This window comes from Anaplasma platys, from assembly GCF_012790675.1.
Lineage (GTDB): Bacteria > Pseudomonadota > Alphaproteobacteria > Rickettsiales > Anaplasmataceae > Anaplasma > Anaplasma platys.
This window is the reverse complement of sequence record NZ_CP046391.1, coordinates 78,861-104,537: the sequence shown is the minus strand read 5'-3', so window position 1 is coordinate 104,537 and position 25,677 is coordinate 78,861. Positions and strand designations below refer to the sequence as shown.

Sequence of the window (25,677 nt, the reverse complement as noted above, 5' to 3'; positions counted from 1 at the left end):
AAGTCTACAACACTACAGAATAGCGAACCCGCTATCACTATATCCATACTGATGCTCGGAATGGCCGGCATAGCCGCTGTCGTGGGGATCATGCTCCTTGTTCGAGTGATGTACGTCATAAACCGAGGTATTATGATGTTGGGCATCTGAAACGTGATAGCCACGGTTTGCACCTATAGAAGGCACATTATAACCGTGAGAAATGTTGTCACTTGCATTACTCTTGGCATTTTCAGCGGCAAAATGTGTCGTGTCAACTGTGCTCCCAGCATCTTCCACATTGTGCCCTTCCGCAGCTCTTGAACCCCGAGACAGTAAAACCTCGCTCGCGTCTGGTATACTTGGATCAGAGTTCTCTTTAATAGTGATCGAATCCCTAATCCTTGGTCCGTATGTAGACAACATAGCAACTTCCGCACCATTTTCGTCGTACAGGTGAGGGACTCTTATCGGGTCACCCACTTTGTCTTCGTGACCTAAAGATGAGTATGATAGTTTTCCACCAGCCTTGATTGAAAACAGCGTATTATCAGCATAGGAAGCCAAGTCTAGCAATGACAGCTGTGCTTTATCACCGCTTTCAGTGCTGAACTTAGACGCTGCGCTATGAACCCAAAGGGGACTAATATAAACTTTCCCCTGATTAGGCATACCTTCCGGTGATTCGTTACCATCTGCAGTACAAGGCACCAAGTACTTTTGTCCAGCATGCGTAGCGACCTTCACATGGGTAATGGTGTTAGGAAATTGCATGTAAGTTACGGTACTATGATCAAAAATATTGAGGAACCAGCGCGACGCAGCGGCAGAAGAATTTGATTCTTCAACCATGTAGAGCGATGTACTGGTTACAGTACTGCTCTCACTTTCGGAAGCTTCGTGCGTCTTAGTACTTCTACTTTGACGCCTAGCAGCACCGTCCGCTACCTGCGTGACTTCAGAAGAAGTTATAGCTTCAGGCTGTGTACCGGAAGCAAGTTCTCTGATTTCTGTGCGTAAATTATGATCATCCTCTTGGGTCCTTTGATATTGCGAGTAGTACTCACTGAATCCTCGGTCTGTTCCCAAGTCATTCTTACCGCTTAGAGCCACCCTCTTCACGTCCTCCACAGAAGTGTCTAAAACTTCAGCTTCCTGCCAATACTTAGAGGAAACAAAGTCGCTTTGGCTGTAGCTATGGTCCATAGAAAGGAACACTTTGTCTTGGAAGAAAGCGGTAGCACTGGCAAGCCGTCCTACTCTTTCCCCATTAGGCCCGTCAAGGGTTACACTAACGATATAAGGCTGGTCGTTCACTCTTAGCACATTACCGTCGGCATCCCTCTTGATTGCAGGGTCATTAAGGTCTTGACTCAACTTGAACAATGTACCCGAAGAATATCCGCTAAAATCAGCCAAACTGAATTTAGAGTTGCTAGCAACCCATTCGGAACTTTTACGATCGTAAACAAAAATAGGATCAATATATGAATACTGCTCCATGTTCTCTGGCATACCTTGAGGATTAGTGTCTCCGTCTTTAGTGCAAGGCACCAATCTGACAGTACCTTTTTCCGTTCTAATCAGCTTCAAATGCGTTATAGATTCTGGAAACTGAATAACCCTGTCAGAAGCAACGTCTCTAATGAGTAAGTCTGACCGCTCAATTTTGTTACCAGACTCATCTGTGCGTTCTTCAGTCATGTAAAATTGTAGACTAGACATTTTCTGAATAAGCGTATGATCACCAACCTTTAGCTTAGCTGAGTACAAGTCATCGCTGTCTCTCGCTGTACCACGGTCATCAAGCTTAGCTCCCTGCACTATCACAGGGGTTTCATCATCAAACACAGGCTCCTTATCGTAGATAGCTATCTTTATATCTTTCGACAGAGGGAAGCTCTCTCTAGCCTTGATACCTTTGGCAGACAGATCTGAAAATTGATTGACCTCAGCTTCTATCTCTTGGTCGCTCAAAGTACCAGACTTTGTGCCACGCCAGAAGTTTGCAACCTTATTACCTTGGGCATCCGTCGTGACTATGATCAGAGGCGTACCGCTGTATGAAGTATGCACGGCTTTCAGCGCATCCATCGTCACAAAGGTTGCAACTTCTTTGCCTGCCGCATCAGTGTGCTTAACAAAGCCCTCGGCGTTACTTGGAAGTTCACCAAGTTTTTGGTTATCTAACAAAATAGATGCACCACTTAGGTCTCCCTTGCCAAGACCAACAACCTGCAAGATCTTGTCATGATGCTGCTTAGCAACCTGATCAAATGTAACGTCGTTAGTGCCAACAATAGCTTCCGGATCAATGTAGACTATAGATTTTAAGACCCTGCTGAGCATAACTGCTTGCTCAAAAGTGCTGGATTCTGGAGAGTGAAGTAAAGTTTTAGTCTCATGAGATACAAAATGACTATATGCAATTCTCAAATGACGAACAGCATCGGTTATGTTACTCATGCTCGGATCTCGCTGCACAAGATCTGTGTCCATGAAGTATTGAAGTGCCTCACCTTGCATGTTGCGTGTGACACCGCTTAGTATGGACTTCACAGCGTCTATGGCCGCGATAACTTTGTCTCGCGCAGCGGTATCACGTTCATCGCCAAAATCAGTAAATGTTTTACCTAAGTTTGTTACCGCTTCACGTATCACGGAAAAGTTAGGATCATACTTAGCTAGTATCTTGGCAATTTGATCTACTGTTGCTTCACTTAACTCCGTTGTAAACTCTCTGCCCTCCACATCACAGTAAGCATACCTTGGACCATCCGCTGTTGAAACAAGTTTCATGTAACTGAACTCTTTTCCCAGCAGAACACCGTCACCAGAAAACGGATTGTAAGCTCTGATAGCTCCATTATGCACAAAATGTGCCACTGGAGAAAGTTTTCCTACATGGCCATGATTACTATCTTCAAGGTTTGCAGAGTAGACATTGCCACGAACCACAGCAGAGTTTGCTATGGTATCACGGAATCCAAGATTGTCTGCTTCACTAACCGTGAGCATCTCATGTTTGCTAATATGCTTTTCCAGAGTATTTTCTGAAAGCCATTCACCAAACGAGCTAGGAATGTCATTGGCAATACTCGCCAACTTGTCAAAGGATTCTCCCTTAGCTGATTTTTCATGCCCAGCAGCAAATAGGGCTTTTAGCGCATCTGGATAAACTTTTTGCAGATACTGAACGAATGTCTGACCGAAACTATACTTCAGTCCGCTGTAATCTGGATTGTCAGAGTTTTTCTCTATGACTCCGTAGATCTCTTCAAGAGATTTAGCATTTCGCAGCTCAGGATTTTCGCTAAATATCTTGCGTACACTGTCGATGACTGAAGAAAATTCAATGGTCGTACCTTTCTTGTTGTGTTTAACAAGATACTGGATGTAGTCGGCAACACCTTCACACAATATTGCCATACCAGGCGTCTTATCAAACGCGTGTCCTGTCGAGTAGTGCATCAGCTGGTGCGTCATTTCGTGCGCAAGGTTTTCGACCTTTATCTTGCCCAACTTGTAGACATATATCTTGCCAAGTGAAGACCAGTTAATCCCACCAGCAGTATCCCAGTTGGGTTCCCCAATGTCTTTTAGAGCATCTTTGAGATCATTGCTGTTGTTGAATAAGAATATATCTACTTTGCGCGCAGTATCACTTTGCGGTAACTCACCAAACTCTTGTTGGTAAGCCTTCAAGGTCTTGACTATCGTCTTCTTAATGCGCGCTGCTGCCTTATCAGAAAGCTGTGTTGTACTGTGGACAACAAGCTTAATGTTACAACGGTCAAGTAACTTGGAATCCACATCGGCACTAGCAGTGAACTGCGCTTCTATATCCGCATAACCCTTGCGTGCATAGCTATCAGAAACCGCATCGGAAGGTGTCTCTGACGGGGTTCCCGCTTTGACAGCAACATTTGCTGTACTTACCGCTTCTGGAACCACAGATGCCATCTCCCCAGCAGTATTAACCGGGTTAGAAACATCAGAAACACTAACATCAACTGAAACACGTTCGGTTTTCTCATCTGAACCACTGGCAGCCTTTGGCACAGAACTTGCAATTGCTTTGTCAGCCGCAGGACTTGCTTTTTGTTCCGCAACTTGACTCACTTCACTTTGTGACTGTGCTACAGCAGCCGAAACCTGCATGTTTTCCATAGAAAGATCTTGATCCTCTGCAGCGTCATGTTTTACCCGACGCCCTCTCCCTCTTTGAGGGAAACTATCATAAGTTCCCCATTGCGTATCTGAGGAGTAAGATTGATCCTGATAGTAGGGCGTATCGCGGTAATCGTGGACAGGAACCGCCACTGATGCGCTATGCGGCGCCAATTTGCCAGTCCATGAAGAAAGGTCAGACACACTGAACTTGTTAATAGGTTGCAAAAACTTTGCTGCATCGTATTCGGTTCTAGCCTTGGAATGCCTTGCACTGCTCGCAGCTGCGGCAGCTTCCTTGAAAACATTTTTCAGAAGGCCCGGAGAGGCTTCCTCAAGGTACTTGATCAACACTTGCCCTGCCTCGTATTTCACAGTGTTGCAACCTTTTGACCCGCAAGTTTTATACTGGATGTCGGACCCCATCTGAGAGAGAACAGGAGCATTTTGATTCTTTTCCTGCAGGTAAGAATTTGCTGACGTTGCCACGTGACTATAGTTATCCTTTTGTGCTTCAGCCGGAATAAAATTGCTAAACCCCTCAGTAAGAACTTTAGACTGATAGTAAGCATGCGAGTTATTATTGTGATCCAGAAAACCGCCGGTAGCAGAACGGTAGAGTACGTGACAGAACTCGTGCAGCATCACACTAAAGTGCTGCTGACCATTTGGCATGAGCCCAAGAGAGGACACAAATACCAGGCCATCATTAGCTATTGTTAACCCTGAACCAGTTGCGTTGTGCTGTACTACAGTTTGTACCGCTCTCGCGTATTTTCCGTGATCATCAAACAAAAGGATGCTGACTTCCTGGGGTATAGCACGGGGTATAAACTTACCAAAGTGTTCTTCATAAACATGCATAACTTTTTCTAGATCACCTCTGGCAGATTCCAATGAATCATGGCTCAATGGGTTACCTTGTTTGTATAAGATCACCTTCATTCCGTATTTCGACATGGCTTGTGGCGTCACATCATATTTGATACCAGTCTTAACTAGTGCGGAATTTGGAGACGGAACTGCAAACTCAACTTTCTCAATCTCGGCTTCAACACGACTTACATGTTGCGTCTCCCCGCCACGTCCCACATACACATCCTTAACAGCACCACTATTATGACTTTCTACAGAAACACTGTGATCAGGCACATGCGTTGCTACAGCAGGTTTTCCGACTGCCGACCTCTGCGTTTCCACGCTATGACTTTGTGTTTCTGCACTATGACTTTGGGGCACTTTAACACTACTTGCTATAGAAACTGCCGGAGCAGCAGTTTTTGGCACATTTTCTATATGCCCACTGCGCTCTGGTGTAGGCACCGCAGTTGCAACTTTCTGTGTTTCCACATTTTGTACCGCAGTGGTGTCAGCACTGTTGTTAGATGCAGGTTCAGATGCAGCACCGGCTTGCGGCGTCTTAGTCGCAGATTTGCTCGCCACCGTGCTCGATGTTTCTGCACTATTAACAGGGGCCACCTTCACACTACTCACTTCAGTCCTAGACACATCAACAACTTGTGGCGTATTGACCACAGGTTTGTTCGCTACAGGGCTTTGTGTTTCCACATTTTGCACTGAAGCAGAGTTGATCTTGCCAGTTTCTGTTACAGACGTCGCAACCACTTGTTGCGTACTTTTTGTAGGTTTCTTCACGGTATTGTCTGGAGTTTCCGCCCCCTTGCTAGAAGGCACCTCAGCACGACTGACTGCAGGCTTAGGCGTGGATGCAACTCGAGTGGTATTATTACCAGTGAATCCATCACCAGGCACAACAATAGTCTTTACCTCTATTGGCCGCCCACCTTCTCTGTAGATGTTGGTACTGCTCCTGGTATAGGGATCGTAATGGTATTGATCTATGCCACTATAAGCATAATCGGTGGGTACTCCATAATATGGTTGACGCACCTGAGAAGGACTAACATAGGTCTGTAGCCAGTCAGCGACTTCGCCCATGCTATGCTTATTAATCTCTTGTAAAATTGCATTAGCATTTCTGGTAGCTTCCCAGCTAGAGCCATATCGCACACTGGTAGAAAGCTTTGCTGCCTGAGTGAACACATTCTGCAACGTACCAGGAGCTTTTTCCATAAGGAACTGTACCAACGCTTGACCGCCCTTATATTGCACAGTATTACAGGACACCGGAGAGCATTGACCGCTGCCAAGACTTTCTCCTATTCCAGCGAGAACCTGACCATCGTAACCCTGGTTCTGTTGAAAGTACTTAATCGCGCGACCTGCTACACGAGAGAACTCATGCGCCCCTTTGTTGTAAACTTTATCAGATATATATTCACAAAATCCGTCATCCAGCGCTTCGATTTCGCTCTGTACTTTGCTGTCTGCATAGTTAAAAAACCCACCGGTAGCACACTGGAACAGAAGGTGGCCAAGTTCATGCGGCAGTGACCCAAATTCTTCAGAGCGTGAAAAATTCGATGGCGATATCCACATAGTACCTTTTGTAGGCTCTATATAGCCCCCCGTATATCTTGTGATGGTATAATTCGCGACATTTACCGACGAAACGAAGTCTCTTACGGTGTCGAACATGTGAATGTTAATTTCTCGAGGAATATCACGAGCTACAAGCCTACCAAAGTCCGATTCGTAAACATTGATTGTTCTCTCCACCAATTCTCTGGCAGCCTGAATCCTATCATGCGAAAACTCTTGGCCATGCTGGTTTATGACTACCTTCATCCCTTGCTCTTGCATACGCTGTGGGGTAACATCGTATTGATGGCTACCGTGCTTAAGGTGTTCGTATGGCCTATGGATATTGCGAAAGGAGGGAGTTTCATCCGCAGGAGGCTGTCCATTGTATATAGGTAATGTAGGCGTGGAAACGCCACTAGCCTGGATCTCGGCTGCGTTGTCCGCGGGCTTAGTAGAAGGCCGATTTGTAGTGGCAGGACCGCCGTTCACGTATGATGTCGGCAGGTGTGTGACCTTGTCAGCGGTGTCAACAGTAACATCCTCGTCGGTACCCACATGACTGGGTTTTGGGGAAGCACCCACACTATCATTTACAACCCGTACATTATCATAGGGGTAGAAGGTGTCTTGATCATCTGGATAATAAAAATCGTTGTTCAAATCTTCAACGCACTCCCGGTCATCCTGAACAACATAGTAAGGTTGCTGCGGTATATCTATACAGTCGGGAGCTAAATCGTAATAGATGTTGTTCAGAGGCTGGACATCGTCCCACCCCCTTGTGCTCCCTGACATGGAGCGTGCTGGAACTGAAAACCCATACTCAAATGAGCCCCTCATTCCTGCAGAATAATGTTTTCTTTTCATGGAATACTCTGTTTTTGGGAAGGCGCGGAGTAAAACACGATAGTTTTTTATAGTCAAAAATATTTTTCCACAGTTGCGGAGTTAATCCCTGCTATCCTGAGATCATTGATTGTCCATTAGCCGCACAACACTTAAAAAATCGCACCGGTTTTGCATCCTTCACTCGACCATGAAGGGCTAAACACACACGCATTACGCTGCCCCTCGTACAATACGAATGTCTTTCCCAAGTGAGTAAATTGGTTAATTCCTGTTACACAAGAAAGGCAACATGTCTTAACTTCACAAATTTTTAATCCCAAACCCATATCAATTTCCGACTTTTCAGAAAGCCAGGTATTACATGTCCGATAATACAGAGAGCCACAGCTTTAAATTATTTCCAACTCTCAAATATACAGCCACCTCAGATAAGGCTCATAATGAGCTGGCAGCTTGGGGAGCTGATGGAACAGGAAAAATTTTTCGGCCCCCAAGCGCGAGGTTCTTCTTCCACAACGGAATTTTGGTATACCAAGACCAGGAGGTAACAGTTGCCTTCCCTAAAAAGTACCAATATGTAGACCTGAAGAAGAGTACGGCAACCGCGGGCGAAGAATATAGCCTAACTCTTTGTGACGATGCGAAACTACCGGTTACCCAGCAAACATTCAAAGAGGTAACCAATATTGAAGACCTCCTGAAGCAGGCAGAACAAAGCGATGTTCCTCTAACAAACAGCCTGCAGAAACTGGAAAAAAGAACTAACTTCAATCCCCTGAAAGCTATTGAATCCCAACTGCCTGCCGATGTGCTCCGTGAAAACGCTAACGGCACCAAGGCTTTACAAATAAAACAATGGCTTGATGATGCTGCAACCCCTGGGCAAGCAGCAATATACCTTGAAGACCAACCAGAAAAAGTGGTTGCGCTACTGCCGCAAGACAAAATCAGGTTCCGTGTTTCTGAAGACAGCATCGCAATTGTATATACGCCACCTGAATATCCTTCAGTTGAGCAGACAATTTCATTACATCTAAAGGACATCTTCCAAGACGAAAGTCATCTCAACTATCTAGAAAGTGTGCTAGATTCACATCCGGTATACTTGCTTATCAGCAATAAAAGTCACAAAATATCAGAAAGTCTTTCTGATATTTCAGATGGAAAGGAAAGAACTTTTACACGGATCTATGACTATGACAAAGCAAAGGCCCTTCTTGCTCAGGTAGGGCTCATCGATTCGGAGCAAAACACATCCGAATCTACCTCCGTAATTGAGGGCGAATATGCGTTGGAATTGGGTATAACCAACGAGCTGCTGGGCGTTCAATCCGCGGGGAATTCATCTAGTAAAGTATACAAGACAACAGTCCTCACCGGCGTTGCCGAGTCTATTAAGATAGAACGAAATATAGGCGCCCCACATAAAACAATAGCGTTGATCGGCCATAACATTGGTTACGTTACCGTAACAGGAAAGGATCTTGTGGTGCCATATGACAGCGCCGTAATAAACAGATCAACAGACCTATTACAGGCTATAGCCAAGCAGTATTTTATATACTCACACCAAATTACAGACCCATCAACACCTGTTCCCGACGGCAACTATGGCTCGATCTCCATCGTAGACAATGGAAACGTAAACTGGAGCGAAGGTAAGGCACCAACACAACCGATAAAAGTAGGAAGTTATTCACTGGCCAAAAGCGCACTATTTTCTCTACCTATAGTACTGGTTCCAGAAAACCAAGTAGTGCAGATGCCCTGGATGTCATCAGAGCACATGAAAAAAGACGCAGGCACCGTTGTCAAAGAACCAGAAAGTCCTGTGGCACCGACAGCAGTATCTGACAGTGGAGCAACAGGTAGTGCAGGCGCCGAAGCGAAGGAACAATTGGAACCTAGTACACAAGTCAAAGGATCTGGTGGCGGGGCACACCCAGAGTCCGGGAGTAAAACGAATGAACCAGAACGTACAGCTGGCGATACAGGGCAACTCCCCCAAGTGAAAACAAGCCCTCCTGTCATACCTACACCACAAGGTAGAAGCAACGATGAAGATAACTCCCCTCAAGGAAGATCGCTAATAGGAACCGGAAGCCAGAGCGAAACATCCGAAGTCACTCGAGTACCCAGCAAAAAAGTCAACGATACTGAAAATTCTCCCCCAGAAGGTGACAAGTCTCCACCGCAAAGTCCTGTGGCACCGACAGCAGTATCTGACAGTGGAGCAACAGGTAGTGCAGGCGCCGAAGCGAAGGAACAATTGGAACCTAGTACACAAGTCAAAGGATCTGGTGGCGGGGCACACCCAGAGTCCGGGAGTAAAACGAATGAACCAGAACGTACAGCTGGCGATACAGGGCAACTCCCCCAAGTGAAAACAAGCCCTCCTGTCATACCTACACCACAAGGTAGAAGCAACGATGAAGATAACTCCCCTCAAGGAAGATCGCTAATAGGAACTGGAAGCCAGAGCGAAACATCCGGGAACAATGCCAAGGTGGCGGAATCGATAATTGGCCAAACAGCACAGTCGGAGCAGCCTACTGAAGGTATGAGACAGCCGAAAAAAACGAGCATAAGTCACGACACTACAACGCACAAAATCCGCAGAGAAGCAACGGGCCACGATGGGGACGGGACAACCCGGAACCAACAGCATCCCGTGGATAATATGCCTACTGATACTGGAAGTAGAAAATTCGAAAGCCCAGAAGATCTGAATAAATCTCTTTGTGGGTTTATCAACAATAGCAGCAGCGAATTGAACAGTAATCCAGAAATTGCGGAACGCTTTAAAGAATTGCCACCTTTGGGAGTTCTAACACCTGGCTCGATTATTCCAGCTCCAAAAATAAATGGCAATGAACCCCATCTTTACACTGCATCTATAAAATCACCTACTAAAGACGAAATATTACTTTCTTATCACAGATACTACTTCAAAAATGGTCAGCTTGTATGCGATACAGAGGGCTCTTCCTATTACATAGTCATACCTAAAGAATATCATTTCTTACGCTCATCACCTGAAACTACGTCCCAACATGGTGTTGGTATATTGTGTGACCAAGAAGGGAATTCATTACCGGTACAATCCCTATACGTTGTTGCGAAGGGTGATCCAGATGCGAATATGGTGCCTTATAAAACGCATTTTCCACTTGTCCATGATATTTCCCAAATAACTAACGCGCACTGGAGAGCAGCACCTGGTATTGAAAAGTTGGACACATCTCATACAGCGGGCGAGCACTTTAAACGTCCTGAAGTTAAGATTGTTGATAGGGAACAAATCGCTGTAATTGAACGATTAGCAGATGACAAAACTATCGGTAAGCTTAATGATCACGCTGCCGTTTTTATTTCAACGCCATCCGATCCGGCACATCCATACAAGCTGTCGATCAACGGTGAGGTCTCTCCCGTTAAGGGCCTAGGCCTTACGCCACAAAATGTCATGACCACGAAAGTGCTGGTAACGTCGGATAGGGATCTGAAGCTTTATAATATCCCATCTAAACACCATGGAACCCCATTAGTAAATACTGAAGCCGAAGCCGCAACATTTTTTTCCGCAATCGACGATATAATTCGCTCGGGGTCGACGACTATCAAGCCAATAGCAGCAAATGTGGTCTTCACGCCAAAAGATGCAGCAGGCAATTACAAACTGCTTATTATTGGCAGGGCAGGCATGCTTACTGTCCCCGAACTGCTGAAAAGAAATATTTATTTCTCCACTAAACTATCAGGACTCGTAATTAAGGACAAGAACGATCCGAACGGAGAAGTGCTATTAGCATTCCTAGATCCACTAGAAGGCACATATGACTTACGCTATAGAATGCCGATAGCAAAGAGTACTCAATGCCACGACGATGAGTACGTCCTAACTTTAGGCGATAAGATAATAAGCGCAAATTTTGGCAGTTTATATGTTCCAAAAGTTAGCAACGAACACTCATCAAAAACTGTTAATAGTGAACCGGTAGTACATGGTGGTGGAGACGGACATACACATGATACAAAAGTTCCTTTGAATGCACATGGTCCAACAAAGCTGTCTACAACAACGCCTAACCTCACACATGCTGCACCAGCGCAGGAAACCACCTTGCCTACGCACTTGACAACACCGGAAAGCAGCAGCTTCGATGCATACAAAGCGTCCTTCGTTTCACCTGTTGATCAAAACGGCACAAAGCCACTAAACGAACTGGAAATTATCCAAAGGCTAAAAGAATCCCCGGTCTTAGGAGTTCTTACCCCTGGAGCTATGTATGACATACCCAAGCTCAGCCAGGAGGATCCGGATATCTATGTGGCAGACTTCCAGCAACCGAGTATAACCAAACCGTTCATATCCCCTGATAGATATTATTTCGCAGGCGACCAGCTAATATGCGATACGGAAGGCGCCTCTTACCACATAGTCATTCCCAAAGAATATCACTACTTGAAGCAATCCCAACATTTTAGAAATGGTCATTACCTAGGAGAATTCTGCGATATATCTGGAAAGCCGCTTTCTACAGAATTGTTACATATAGTAAGAAAAGGAGCCTCTCCCACAGCGATGGAATCCTACACACAAGTTTTCCCAAAAGTGAAAAATCCTACACAGTTGATCGCAGTGGAATGGAAGGCACGGGAGCCAGGAGTACTCCTTGATCCACATGCAGTTGATGGCAGAAAATATGCTAATCATACCGTGAGTATTGTCGCAGAGGGACAAACTGCTGTGCTCAAGCGAGCCAGCAATGAGACGATAGGAAGATTAAATGACCAAGCTGCTACCTTTACTATAGAGGAACACGACGGTGTCAGCACCTACAAACTACATCTAAATGGCATAGAGAAACAGCTAAACATTGAGAACCCTCTGCCACCATATGAACATTCTTTAGCAAGCAATCTGTCACTTGTGATATCGAATGGAACTTTGAAGATTTTCTCTGCAGAGAAGCATTTTCCCAACGACCTTATTGTAGATTCCACAGAAAAGGCAATTCTGTTTAAAAATGCACTAGAAGATATCTTGTTGCACGGTCGCGCAAAGTTAGCGCCACCAATGGTGGCTAAGGTATCATTCGATATTAAGGGCATTCTTGATTATCAAAATGCAAATTTCGACCTTGAAATCGTTCACCATGGGAAAATGCTATATGAATTGCTATTCGAGAATAAGGAACTTTATTTTTCCACCCAACTATTGGGGCTGGTCACTAAAGATTCAAACGTTTCTCAAGCCGCCAACGGGCATGCTGAGGAGAGATTATTGGCATTCTTGAGTTTATATTCCCTTGACCACGGGAAAAACCTTAAGGGGTTGCCTGAAGTGAAAAGTTCGCCATGCCACCCAGGAGCATTTGCGCTCACTTTAGATGACACCACACTGCTGGGAATGAACCTTAGCCAATCACATATCTCTAGCACTGAACAATGTATACCACATGAGAACACCGGGGACTCCCAGGATAGGACACATACTGGACATGAAGGGGGTAGCAGCACCGCTGGACTACCCCACGCAGGAGAAAATACTCCCACATTTGACAGCGATAACAACCGTTATGTCCCTGGATACACAGCACCACCAACTTTTGGAGATGTGGGTCCTAGTGGTGGCAAAGTCCAACCGATTAACGCTAACTATGCCAGTGGAGATAATATTTTGAGCGATGAAGATCTGTGCAACTTGATAAGTAAAGACACTGCGAAGGCAAATAATAATCCTAAAATTGTAGAGCACTTAAAAACATGGACTGATACGGGCGTACTGGCTCCCGGCATCGCACTCAACATACCTAAGCTTAGCCTTAAAGATCCGGACATATACACCGCATCTATACAGGAGCATTCCGGAGAGAAAACTTTTATCCCTCCTTATAGGTACTATTTCAAAAATGACCTACTGCTTTGCGATACTGATGGCGCCGCTTATTACATAGTAATACCCAAGGAATATCACTACCTTAAGCAGTCGCCACAACATTTGAGGAATCACCATTACTTTGGGGAATTCTGCGATAAATGGGGAAACCCACTCTCAACAAAATCTTTGCATGTGATAAAAAAAGGTGACCCTTCGGGAACGCTTGTGTCTTACGAAGAACTTTTACCAAGTGCTGAAAAAATACCGCAGCTGATTTCCGTAGAATGGAAGTCATTAGGCCAAAAAGAACCAGCATTCCCAACTATTAGTGGAGTGGTATCACAGAATCCTGCCGTTGAAATCATTGCAGAGGGAGAAATTGCAACACTGAAAGGACTTGTTGGAGGAGAGACTATAGGCAAACTCAACGACCATGCCGCAACTTTTGCAGTGGTATCACATGATTCTGTAAATCCCTACAAGCTATTTTTGAATGGCCAAGAATTCGACATTGAATGTTCTACGCCACCATCTAATAAGCTACGCAAAGCTCTGCTGCTCGCGGTATCAGACGGGATTTTGAAGATTTACTCGGATAGCAATAAACATATCCCCCACGCCGCGGTGATAGATACGGAAGCTGGCGCAGAACTGCTCAGCGCTGCGGTAAATTACGTCCTCCAATTTGGATCCACCAAACTGCCAAATATGACGGCACTGGTGGCCTTAGAACAGAGAGCTGATTCACCCCAAGATTTCGATTTGCAATTCTTGCACAATGGCAAACCCATTGTGAAGTCATTCTGCGGGGGAAGGGAGCTGCATTTTTCCACCAAATACCTGGGGCTCGTTTCTAGAGATCCCAGTAGTCCCACCGAAGAAAAACTAGTAGCATTCCTAAATTTACCTCCGGCACCGGAAGACAAAATAGTGTCAGGGTTACCTGGAGTAAAAAGTGCGCCTTGCAATGCTGAGTTACTTGTGCTCACCATAGGGGATAGAGTTCTAAGTGCAAACTTTAGCAAGTCATACATCCCCGAAGACAATGGACATAAAGAAGAACAAGACACCTCTGCAACCGGCCCTATAGCGCTCCATACCCATCACGTTCATTATAACAATGTAGCCGGCTCAAATGCTGACCAGTACTTTTCTTCGGCCAATACATTTGGGGGCAGCGGGTTAGAAAGAGATTCACGGAGGCCGGGAACCGCAGAGCAGGTTGCTCACACATCTCAAGAGACGGCAATTACTGAACAAACAAATAATGTCTTTGCCTCGATGAAATTGGGGCTGGGAAAAATAATTAGCGCCAACCATGTCCCGGGAAAGACCTTATACGCAGCACAGGGATCTTTATTGCACAAGAATGATAACCATGTTTCAGTAAAGACCGTGTCTTTGCCTGTCCCCACATACATCTCGACTCACAAAGGAATTTTGCTAACTCAAAACAACCAAAATTTCTCCCTGGAATTGGCTCCTCATCACAGGTATTTGATCGTCCAAAACTTTAACGATGTTTATGAGCTATTTCCCTGCAATGCATCAGGCACGCCGCTCAGAGGGGAAAATTTTGAATATGGTAAGCAATTTTGTGGCGACAATGAAGGATGTTCTCTGTTCAAGGATGGAAAACAAAGCAACTATGATTACCGCAATAGCACGGATTATCCGAAAAAGGTCAACATAGGTACCAACTATCTGTCCTTCGAGCATAAGGTTCTCAAAGAATCGGAACTACGCGACTTGTTCAAAGAACTTTACTACACAAGCATTAAAAATGGTAAGCAACCCATACTAAAACTCTTGAACCCTGGGCACTTCTCTCTAGTACCCCACCTTAAACCCGCTGATGAAACGCATGTATACAGTGGCCCCGTGGGAATTACTAAGCCATCAATCATGTTTGCAGTACATGACAATCAAAAAGCTTTTGAAGTAATCGTGACCTCCAAAGATGGCGACTCCCACTCAACACAAGTGGATATAACCAGCGGAAGACTTCTAGGAAGCCTACAAGAAGCTAGAAAGACTGCCCTGGATCGGGAACCGCTATATCTCATCACCGATGGAGAAACCGTTCTGTTCTCCACTGATCCCCATGGCATGAAGGCAGTAAACACACTAAGTCCTTATATTAAAACTGTGCTGGACACAGCATTCGGTATGGCAAAACCCCTACAGCCTTCACAGTTATACGAGGGAAATTTCTACGTATTCAGGGTGGTGCCCATTGCAAAATATGAGCACGGAATGCAGGGAATGGGCATCCAAATGCATGATCAGATAATTGAGATTCCCCTGACCCCCACACAGAGAAATGGGCATATTTGGGGATTCGCAGAATCCGACCCATGCAAGATAGAACACAGGCTGCAAGACGGTCACAAAATCGTGCAGCATTATGAGATGCCCAAGTTACAACGCGAAGTGCTAAAAGAGTTCATATCGAACAATATCAAGCTAGTGCTGGAACACAGTGATGACCACCTCTCTCCAACTATGGCCGTGCATGTTGGACAACATACTGCCATAAAATACGACGGCACGGTACATGACATTGCTCAGGCAAATGAGTCCCAAGAAGTTAAAAATTTCGCACAGGAATTTCTGCAGGAGCTGCATAATCAATATATAATCCGCAGTAGACACGAAAACGCTTCAGGGCAACTACCGATCACACAATTGGATGTAATCCAGCTAACGCAAGACTTTGCACCTTCGAGAGATATGAAGAGCTTTATGACCCTTCATAGCAGCCCAGTGGGGGACGAAGACAATAGTGATTATGACCACTTGTATATCGATGCGCAGTCCTCTTGGACCACATCGCACCGTTTTCCACGTAGTGTCTTTTACTTCCGAGATGATAATAAGTTGGCAGTTACCACCCCTGATCAACCTGAAGTGGTATTTGACGATAAATATAGATTTTTCAAGGTAACCCAGGGCAAAAACGCCGATAAGGTTTCTCTTGCGCTGTGCGATCAGGAGGGAAACGAAGCTTCACGTGCCCCACTGCTAGATAGCAGGAATGTGCTATTCGATGTATCCCTAGGTGAAAATAATCCACTAGATTTGTTTAGAGCTTCGTCAGGAAAGGTCATCTTCGAGCTACGGCAAGGAGTAAAGGAGATGGTCTACTCACCCACAAGAGTAGAGTTGCTGCCCACTCATGAAAGTCCATTTAGTGGCACACACGGTAACACAGCGCTTGCCCATCTTAATACTGTAGGCATGTATCTGGATTGGGATACAAACGAAGGGAAAATATCACTTCAGTATATGAATCCTCTTGCCCTGGTTGGCACCAACCCTAGACTTGAAATAGACCTGCTAGCCAACAGCTGGATTCAAGCCCCTAAAATAGCAATGGAGGCTGCAAGCAAGGCAACTCCCTTGTATCTTACTATTTCCGATGGCAAAACTGCATTCACTACATATGAGAACGCAAAAGATTCGGACATGCGCCAGGATGAATCATTCCTGGAATTCTTAAAAACCATACTGGTCCTCCCCGAGGATGGCCGAAAAACTACGCTATTGCTTACCCTAGATGCACCACTGAAGGAAACTTCCACAAAAATACCATTCCTCATCACTCCTCTGAACGGTGACGTGAGTCTAATTGACCCTGAGTATAAATCCACTACCCCCAGGCTGTTTTTAGAACTGGGTGGCTTCAGCGTTGCGTATGATTCTAATAACGTCATACAATGCGTCTCCAGACCTACGCAGTGGGCAAAACAAATTGTGGGTGCAATACTACCAGTGGCGTTTGTGCTAGAGGCTCCAGATGATGACGCAGGAAAACCCGCTAAGCTCACTAACAAATTTAATCACTTGTCAATCAATGCGGGCGAACTAGGTGAAACAATTGCGAATGACTTGAAGTTTTATAGCATGCCAATTGACCTTGCGGTAAACGGCAATGAGACACACAACATTGGCGAATACGCCTATGAAAAATTAACAGCCGCTACTGATGCAACTAAAACTCACGCCAGTAGAAGAGACTTATCTACAAATCATGACCACACGCCGGAACCGCAAAACGATGGCACACCAGAACAGGCACCTGTCAAGCCTAAAGCTCATGTCCAACACCCCCAATACCCTGGAAACAAGCCAGCAGCTGGTGACGCATTGAATCATCTACCGGCCCCAGGAGATGATAGATCCTTCAACTTTGAAGAGTGGTCACTGACAAGCAAGCTACACAATCTTCATGTAGATCGTCCTGAAGCTCCTGATAGGGATTATGAACTGTGGGTTCGGGCAACGCGGAGTGAAATGCACACTTTCTATGAAAACGTTGACATCAAGTACCGAAGCGATGGTTTTTCTTACCATGAGGCCATGAACCTCTACGAGGGAATAGTGGTAGAGTCGTGCGGAAGATATACGTTCCCCGTGCAGCTTGGTACAGTAGACAACGACGGTAATGTCAAAATAGGAAACCACGAATACGGCCAACTGGCAGATCTGGACAAGATGTTCACCCCACAAGGGTAAGCACTCTCCCCCACAATGGCTAAAGTATTAAGGCTAAGTACAGCGCAGAGACCCCGCCCTATGTGGAGGCAAGCGGGGTCGAACCGCTGACCTTCTGTGTGCAAAACAGATGCTCTACCAACTGAGCTATGCCCCCAGAACAAGCCACGAGGCTAGCATAAGCACTTAGCTAACTCAAGAAAAATATCTCCTCACCTACTAGTGTCTTCTTTCAGTCTCTCAACTACGCTGCTGAAATCGTCTGCGTAGCTAAAATCCATATAAACAGAAACAAATCTTATGTACGCCACCTTATCGAGAGACAAAAGTTTCTCTTTCACTATTTCCCCTATAACCCGGGTGGGAATGATGTTTTCCTTGACGGATTCAAACTTGTAAAAAACCTTGCTGAGAACCATGTTGATCTGCGCCTGTGAAATAGGTCGCTTGTTTGTAGCAAGCATTATTGATGTAAGTAGCTTTTGCTTGTCAAAAGGCTCAACTCTTCCGTCCTTTTTAAGAACCATTATGGGCTTGAGCAACAATTCTTCCAGGGTAGTAAACCTGGAGTTGCAAACCTCGCACAATCTACGCCTTCGGACCGACATATTATCGTCGGAATGCCTAGAGTTTTTCACTCTAGTATCTGCACTGTTACAAAACGGACATCTCATAAACTTAATTCCAGCTAAGAACTTCTGCCAACAACATACAGATAGATAGTTAGCAATTGTGTTTCATATCATAGACCTTATAATTGAGCAACGTACGAGAGACAGGATTTTATGGGAGTTCGCGCATTTCTCCTGCGTAAGCTTGGGGCATTCCTGAAAACAAGGAGGGCTTCCTGCCTGTATAGGGACTACTTGGGCAACGCCTACTACTCAAAAGTGGTAAATGGGAAAGAACGGAGATGGGTAGTATGTGGAGACAAAGTGGACCCATCGATGATCCCAGCAAGCTGCCATTTATGGCTGCACTACACAAGCGACGAGTTGTTGCCCAGCAGTAAGGAGACGCACTTGCCAAATTGTACAGGAACCGAACGTGCTTACCATCCTCACAAAAGATAAACGCGTGGCATGGGTAATCTATGTAAACCGGTCCTTAATCATGTAGGTGCACAATGTACGGCTGAAAGGTAGAACCTATACGTGATCTCAAGGATCCGTGCTATGCGTGGGGGCTTTGCCATATACGCGGTGATGTTAGTTCTGCGTATGGCTTAATTTTAAATTGCAGTCGACTAATGGGTTTGTATGTCCAAATACAGTATAATTGAAGTAGTAGTTGGCATTTTCGCCACCATTGCCGTTATAGCCTTGGGTGGCATTATGATAAACAGACTTACAAACACTGGCGGCTTTTACAACCGCTGCATAAGCATTTCAGCTGCATTCTCAGACGTTGATGGGCTCACAGTTGGCAGCGATGTAAGAATAGCAGGCGTCAGGGTGGGGAGTGTCACTTCCCTACGCTTAGATCAAGACAACACCCCCATAGTAGAAATGTGCATACAGAAGCATTTGCTGTTACCAGTTGATAGCTCAGCATCGATCACCTACTCTGATCTGTTTGGTCGCAGATACGTAGATATAGTCCCAGGAGGAGAAGATGAAATGCTCTCGGGAGGAGCTTTTATCGCGCATACAAGTTCGTCCACAAGTATCCGCAAGATACTAGATAAGGTCGTAGATACCGCGCTTAGCGGCAAGTTTTAGTGCAATTGTGCGTGAACTTTCAGCGTTCCCCGTGTTGCACTCGACTGTTAGCTTACGGTGCATACCGACACTTGATACTCTTCATGACAAGTGCGCACATGTCATTTGGTCTGTTACTCGGCAGTTCTATGCACATGCATCACGCATCTTAACACCTGCAAGCTGAAAGGAGCCGTGTAGTCTTCGATCATTAAGACGATGCCATCCGACCGCACCTTTGCGCGCAAGGTAAAATTGTTTATACCCGACTACAAGAGTACAATTTTTTATACTCAGCTTTATTTTGGCCAAAAAAACCTGTCCAACACCGAGATATGGCAAAAGCCTATAAAAACACTTACCAGGCTTCCACTGGCTAAAAATATAGCAGTTCCATTACGCTGATACTCTGTTTCAAAGCTTTACTCCATGGTCTTGTTCTATCAAGAAGTCTAATATCCTAAGCACAATCCCGGCCTGAAGGCAAATTGCTAACAAGACGTAGTGCTGGAATACTTGCCTATACTCGCGGGACATTGCGGTTTACATTAAAGGCTATTTGCCGTAGAATGCTGCCGGTGTGTTATGTGCGGAAATACTTAAAAGTTGGTAGCTGGGGCTTGTGGTCCAGTGCGTTGATGGCGACATGTTTGCTAGAACGGGTTTGAGCGATGTTTGACCTTTACGGCGTGATTTGTGCATCACTTTTCGGAGTAGCCCTGTATGTTGTTATCACCAAGCTGATGGATTTGGTACATCAGCTTAAGAAAAAGAAAAAAGCACGCAGTGCTAAGATTGAATGCAATACCAAATCTGCTGCGGCGCATGACGCAAATTCAAAGGGATCGGCGCCACCAAAACGCTTGGTATCCGCCTACGCAAAACAGACAAAAAAGTTTCAGGTGGGGGTCGATGCTGTCGATCAGGTGTTTCCAGGCGCGAAAGGAAGAAAGCGCTAAATGGGCACGTGGCCTGTTCAGGAGGATAGAGCTTCCCCTGCTCTACAGTTCGCCATTTTCTCTAAGAGAGTATAAGATCCGTAACCGCTGGCGCAGAAAACCTCGGTAAGATGTGCTGCATGCGTAATGGAAGGAGAGAGGCGATATAAACCGCAGCGGTATTCTAAAGGATGAAATAACCTCAACAAACTGAAACTGCAGTAAGAAAAGCAACACCGGCTCAGTCACATGTAAGTTACAATTACTCAATGCAATGTTCCTTCCAGCTACTCTGAACAAAAAAGAGAAACGTAGCAACATGAACAGACGGAGATCGTCACCTCTATAGCATGAGTAATGGCAAAACTCGATCCCAAATGCAAAAATATTTGCGCAGCTCCCGCACCTGGAAAAACGCTAGCCTACCCGGCAATAAAATTTCATATTTATTCCATAGATTCGTGGCAATTTCTTCAGTGACAGTACCCGCTGCGCCATCACAGAAGTTGCCTCATGGTGCCAAGAAAAGAAAGTACCTGAACCCGAGTTAATTACCCCATCAGTTGTGAGTCCGCAGGACCGGAAATGAGGTCATGCGCTATTTGCTCGGTTATTGAGGTTAACGGAACCGGGTAAGCACCAACCGCCAATCCTAAGCATGCCATTAACCATATACACAGAACCATAGCCTTTGGCGTTTCAATGGATATATCGTTGGCACACCCGTCTACCATTCTGGGCGCAAAGTACAAATACTCCACCATCTTCCATGTGTATAATACGGAACATACAGACCCCATAGACAGAGCCATCAACCCCACCCATGCTTGGGCACTGGCAAATGAACTTAGCATATGCCATTTGGCTACAAATCCAAGAGTGGGGGGCATCCCAACAAGACTCAGCGACAATAGAACGTATGCAGATGCAATGTTCGGCATCACCCTGCTGAGACTTAGACACTTACCAACATCCCCTCTTCCAAAGTGGTAAGATATCCCTCCTGAGACCATAAATAACGCAGATTTAACCACGCTGTGATTCACCATATATGCCAAAGCTGCAGCCAACCCCGCATACGTATTTAGCCCTACAGCGTACATTATGCACCCGATGTTCGCCACACTGGAGTATGCAAGCACATCCTTAATGTCCTTGCTAATGACAGCAAATACCGATGCTGCAACAGTTGCTAAAGCTGCCAAAGCTAACAAAATCTTCCCAAATGGTAATACAGAGAAAACTATTTGCTCCCCAAACACCCCATATATAACCCTAATCACCAGGTATATCATTACCTTGGTTGCAGTCCCCGATAGAAATACAGCAATAAAAGCTGGTGATGTTGCATAAGCTCGCACCAACCACCCATGGAAAGGGTACAACGCAGCCTTCATCACAAGGCCGAGCATTACAAAAAATATACCCGCGTATACAGTTTTATCCATTGGAACCACTTGTAATATGGAAAACATATTACCCATGTTCAGTGTCCCGGTGGCCGCGTATAAAAACCCAATGCCCAGGAGGTAAAATGTGGCACCCACAGTACCGATTACTAGGTATTCAAACGCCGAAACTAATGAGCCCTTATACCCGCCCATAGCGACTAACACGTATGCGGTAATTGATGATATCTCCAAAAATACATACACGTTAAAGGCATCATTAGACACCAAGATACCTAACAGACCGGTAAGTGATAGCAAAAATGTTGCATAAAATTTTGGAACTTTTTCAGTAGAGATTTCCTTGCGGCTAGGATAAACGCCATAAATGGCGCTCATGAGACCTATGAAATTCACCAACAACACTAGAGTGGCACTGAGCAAATCCACCCGCAGTTCTATACCATAGTTAGTGCTCCACCCTCCTACTCTGTATACAACAGGCGCTCCAAAGTAAACTTCACAGAACAGCAACAGCGCAACAAAAAATGAGCACGCAACCGCACCACAGGCAAAAACCTGCACGGTAGAGACCCTGCAACGCAACAAGGAACAAACGACTGCAGACAGCAATGGAACCACCACCTGCAACATCACCAAATTATCTCTTACAGCCGAAAGCACACGTTCCTTTCATGGGTCACCAGCACTCAGCAGTTATACTGAATATGCAAAAATTTCACAATATTTCTTTGGAGTGCAAACAGCTTGTTCAGTAGCCTAATAAAAACACATGCCATGGAAGTTGCAGCACACACAACATTACATCAAGGATTAAACTCCAAGTTAGTCTCCAATAGATGCCCTTGGCACACATTACGTACGCAATGCTCCCGTATATTGCACTAAAAACGCCACTGCCACGTAAAGAGGAGGACTGGTTCCATTTGCAGCCTCATAAAGGAACCCGCAGCCCGTATACGGGTCCTGTTGTCACACGACAAGTGCTATAGGCAAGGCGATCTGCGCACCAAACTCAACAACACCCACACCAATACGTTGATTATGCTCTTTTGCCCTATGGACTACCGATTTTCCCTAACGATATCGTAAAGCCTGTCTATGTCAAAAGTAGGATTAGGCTGCCATAAATACCCTTGCATCGTCATGTCTATGTTTCTGGCACCACTTCTTCCCCCCGGAGGTATAAAAGTGAACCTGCATAGTGACTTCAGGGTAAACTGAGGAACCATAAAGTGAACCGATGCTCCGCCTACTGCACTTTTTATTCTAAACTGCACCGTAGACGCAGCCGCACCACGATCAATGGTCATGTCTCCATCAAACTTTTCAAAAACCGTGTTCCCACGGTACATATAAACCCGGGATAGCGCCGCAATCTCAGACTTGTTTTCCGCGTGGAACAGATCTGTGATAAACCCGTTGAAGTCGACTCCCTTAACGTTCAGCATCCTCGCTGCAAACTTAAGCTTTCCCTTGACCGCGTTAGCCCATTCCAGCATGTCCCTGCCCTGAGTCTGCAAGCTGCCACTCACACTTACATTGCCAGAGAACCCTTCCTTAGCGCCGGGCTCGCCACCTATAGCAACATTAGTCGCCGATACTATCAACGACGCTGAAGATACCTCACCCATGCCCACATTACCACTTACTTTGACTTCGCCTTTCCCTTGCTTAAAGCTCAAGTCATCTATGGACATCACGCCCTCTTTCAGCTTTGAGGTCAAAACAAAATCTTTCAAAACCCTGCTGCCAAAAGTCAAGCTACCAACCTTAACGCTCACGCTACCATCTATGCCTTCTAAACTCGACAGATCTATAGGTTGCTTGGACCACGTTAACCTCGGCATTCCACCCCTATCGTCCTGGCCTTCATCCCCACCTGTTGCAGTTTCTGAACTTCGTAGCAACAGCCGCGGAATCCACATATGCTCTGAGCTGTACCTATCGCCGTGGAGGCTTAATAAAATCTTTGGTCTCAGACCCTGACTACTCAGAGAAACTCTAGCAAAACCGGTCAGAGAGGAAAGAGCATTGCTACTGTCAACAGCAGAGAAATTTATCTTTTCAATACTCATCCTACGATTAGAAATATTGGCTAGAAAACTGAGCTCATCGATCAAATGAGATCCCAGAGTAAAGTCGCGAAACCGAATATTAAGCTGTACTGGAACCGCTATACTTCTTAGCCAGTTAAAGCTGGTTAAGTCGCGTTTTATGTCAAAATTCTCGACATTATAGCCACCAGTCGAAAATCCACTGACTGTCAAAGCTCCAACAACACTGCTGCCACGATGCCCATACTTGTACTTAAGGTTGGCAACCACCCTTGTATTGTTTGATGCTAGCTTTATGTCAGGAAGGGCGACAACCCTGGGTGCCATGTATAAGTTACTTACCAGGACAAAGCTACCCGACTTTAGCCGTTGTTTCGCGTCAGGTCGAATAGGAGTTACCCAGCTGAGCAGAGTATCAATATCGTCGCCCGTAGCGTTAATAGTTCCCACAAACCTGGGAATTGCATCGTTATCAGAATGTACCGCGCTGCCACTGATCCGCAAAACGTTATTCTTGCCCGGCAGATCAAGTAGGAGTTGGTCTATCGCAATTTTTCCATTATCAACAGAAGCTCTAGCCACCAGGTTCTGCGACATCCCCCCACGGTAGCGTATTTCTTTTATCAGCAAGTCTATGTCTACGGACACAACACCTTTAAGGAAATGAGGTCCCGCGCCACTCCCTGCATGAGCTGAACGGTACTCAACATTCTGTACATCCTGGCGATAAAGAGTATCAAGATCTATAGATGAGAATACTAGCTTTGCATCACACCCACCAGCTCCCCTGCATGTTGCACTGGCTTGCCCCGACAGACTATCGCTTTTTATTTCTAGGTTACTAAGCTCCAAGCCATGTTCCTCTGTCCTTTTGGCACGCGCAGTAACCGACATTGCTTCCTTAGAGTTGATATCCCCCAACACGTCAACTCCAGTGGCCAAGGCAATAACCTGGGCGAACTCTGAAAGATCAGCGGTTCTGGCATCTAGAATCCATTCAGAGCTGCCAAACGGGTCGCTTACACCTTGTTGAACTGCCTGCCCCTTGCCGGAAAGTACCACCCTGCTGGAGGCAGAACTCAACTCTACTTCAGCCGAGCTACGCTGATCTGACGGCAACGTCAGTTTAGATATAAGGTTATATTTCCCGCTACCTATTCTCAGCTCAGCATCAGACGAATAATACCCGTCTTTAGTTCTTATGTGTCCACGCTTAATGTAGACAGCATTCCTTGGTGTGGGATCGCTTGCCCTATTTGTGCTGATTACCGCATCATGTAGTGTTACCTTGCCCACGCCACCCGCAGCTTGCGATGATACTATGTGAGCAAAGCTATTTACATCGGTACGTAGCCCATGCAATTCCACAGACTTTACTTTCGGAACACCCAAAATTAACGACATAAAGGATAGGTTTAGCTCCACCTTCTCTACTGATACCTGCCCATGACACCCCTTAGCTTCCGCATCACACTCCACATACAGATTATTGACCATGAGCCTAGGCGGAATAAACCCGCCCTTTATGTTTCCCACAGTTTTGACCGAGGAACCACTGCCCTTCAAGGAAACCCCAAGCTGCTCAAAAGCATAACCCTCATAGAGGGCGTTCCAGTTTACTAGGTGCGGAACAATCCCTAGGGCAGCGATCGCAATTATAACGACACCCAACAAACCACCCAGGAATTTCGTCATCGGTACACCCCACATGTCCCCCCACTATATTCACCAACAATATTAAGAATATAT

8 protein-coding genes and 1 tRNA gene are annotated in these 25,677 nt (G+C 45.6%); 4 read left to right on the top strand and 5 right to left on the bottom strand.

Annotation, left to right across the window (positions count from 1 at the left end; all coding sequences use genetic code 11):
- Window positions 1-12 precede the first annotated feature (12 nt).
- The gene (locus ANPL_RS00415; RefSeq protein WP_169192861.1) at window positions 13-7,461 is read right to left on the bottom strand and encodes a ribonuclease E domain-containing protein; all 7,449 of its coding nucleotides are present in this window, start codon (window positions 7,459-7,461) and stop codon (window positions 13-15) included.
- A 343-nt stretch (window positions 7,462-7,804) separates the two neighbouring features.
- Here ANPL_RS00415 and ANPL_RS00410 point away from each other — a divergent pair, with 343 nt between their 5' ends.
- The gene (locus ANPL_RS00410; RefSeq protein ID WP_169192860.1) at window positions 7,805-17,845 is read left to right on the top strand and encodes a hypothetical protein; all 10,041 of its coding nucleotides are present in this window, start codon (window positions 7,805-7,807) and stop codon (window positions 17,843-17,845) included.
- Between the two features lie 63 nt (window positions 17,846-17,908).
- Here the strand turns inward: ANPL_RS00410 and ANPL_RS00405 are convergent.
- Window positions 17,909-17,981 (bottom strand) — tRNA-Ala (locus ANPL_RS00405).
- Window positions 17,982-18,036: 55 nt separating this feature from the next.
- Entirely contained in the window at window positions 18,037-18,498 is a 462-nt protein-coding gene (nrdR, locus tag ANPL_RS00400) for a transcriptional regulator NrdR (protein WP_169192859.1), read from the bottom strand.
- A 111-nt stretch (window positions 18,499-18,609) separates the two neighbouring features.
- Here nrdR and ANPL_RS00395 point away from each other — a divergent pair, with 111 nt between their 5' ends.
- The 3 genes from ANPL_RS00395 to ANPL_RS00385 all read left to right on the top strand — a co-directional run bounded on the left by ANPL_RS00395 (window position 18,610) and on the right by ANPL_RS00385 (window position 20,483).
- Entirely contained in the window at window positions 18,610-18,897 is a 288-nt protein-coding gene (locus ANPL_RS00395) for an NADH-ubiquinone oxidoreductase subunit NDUFA12 family protein (RefSeq protein WP_169192858.1), read from the top strand.
- 186 nt (window positions 18,898-19,083) lie between these two features.
- Entirely contained in the window at window positions 19,084-19,545 is a 462-nt protein-coding gene (gene mlaD, locus ANPL_RS00390) for an outer membrane lipid asymmetry maintenance protein MlaD (RefSeq protein ID WP_169192857.1), read from the top strand.
- Between the two features lie 650 nt (window positions 19,546-20,195).
- On the top strand, window positions 20,196-20,483 hold the full coding sequence (locus ANPL_RS00385) for a hypothetical protein (protein WP_169192856.1): 288 nt from the start codon (window positions 20,196-20,198) through the stop codon (window positions 20,481-20,483).
- 530 nt (window positions 20,484-21,013) lie between these two features.
- Here the strand turns inward: ANPL_RS00385 and ANPL_RS00380 are convergent.
- Together ANPL_RS00380 and ANPL_RS00375 are read right to left on the bottom strand one after the other, a co-directional pair.
- Window positions 21,014-22,507 (bottom strand): proton-conducting transporter transmembrane domain-containing protein, encoded by a 1,494-nt coding sequence (locus tag ANPL_RS00380; RefSeq protein WP_272899043.1) that lies wholly within the window; start codon window positions 22,505-22,507, stop codon window positions 21,014-21,016.
- 428 nt (window positions 22,508-22,935) lie between these two features.
- Window positions 22,936-25,623 (bottom strand): AsmA family protein, encoded by a 2,688-nt coding sequence (locus ANPL_RS00375; protein ID WP_169192854.1) that lies wholly within the window; start codon window positions 25,621-25,623, stop codon window positions 22,936-22,938.
- Between the last annotated feature and the right edge of the window lie 54 nt (window positions 25,624-25,677).

Excerpts from the sequence above, each read along its gene's own strand:
- mlaD (WP_169192857.1), top strand. The coding sequence starts at position 19,084 with ATGTCCAAATACAGTATAATTGAAGTAGTAGTTGGCATTTTCGCCACC.
- ANPL_RS00415 (WP_169192861.1), bottom strand. The coding sequence starts at position 7,461 with ATGAAAAGAAAACATTATTCTGCAGGAATGAGGGGCTCATTTGAGTAT.
- ANPL_RS00385 (WP_169192856.1), top strand. The coding sequence starts at position 20,196 with ATGTTTGACCTTTACGGCGTGATTTGTGCATCACTTTTCGGAGTAGCC.
- ANPL_RS00410 (WP_169192860.1), top strand. The coding sequence starts at position 7,805 with ATGTCCGATAATACAGAGAGCCACAGCTTTAAATTATTTCCAACTCTC.
- nrdR (WP_169192859.1), bottom strand. The coding sequence starts at position 18,498 with ATGAGATGTCCGTTTTGTAACAGTGCAGATACTAGAGTGAAAAACTCT.
- ANPL_RS00375 (WP_169192854.1), bottom strand. The coding sequence starts at position 25,623 with ATGACGAAATTCCTGGGTGGTTTGTTGGGTGTCGTTATAATTGCGATC.
- ANPL_RS00395 (WP_169192858.1), top strand. The coding sequence starts at position 18,610 with ATGGGAGTTCGCGCATTTCTCCTGCGTAAGCTTGGGGCATTCCTGAAA.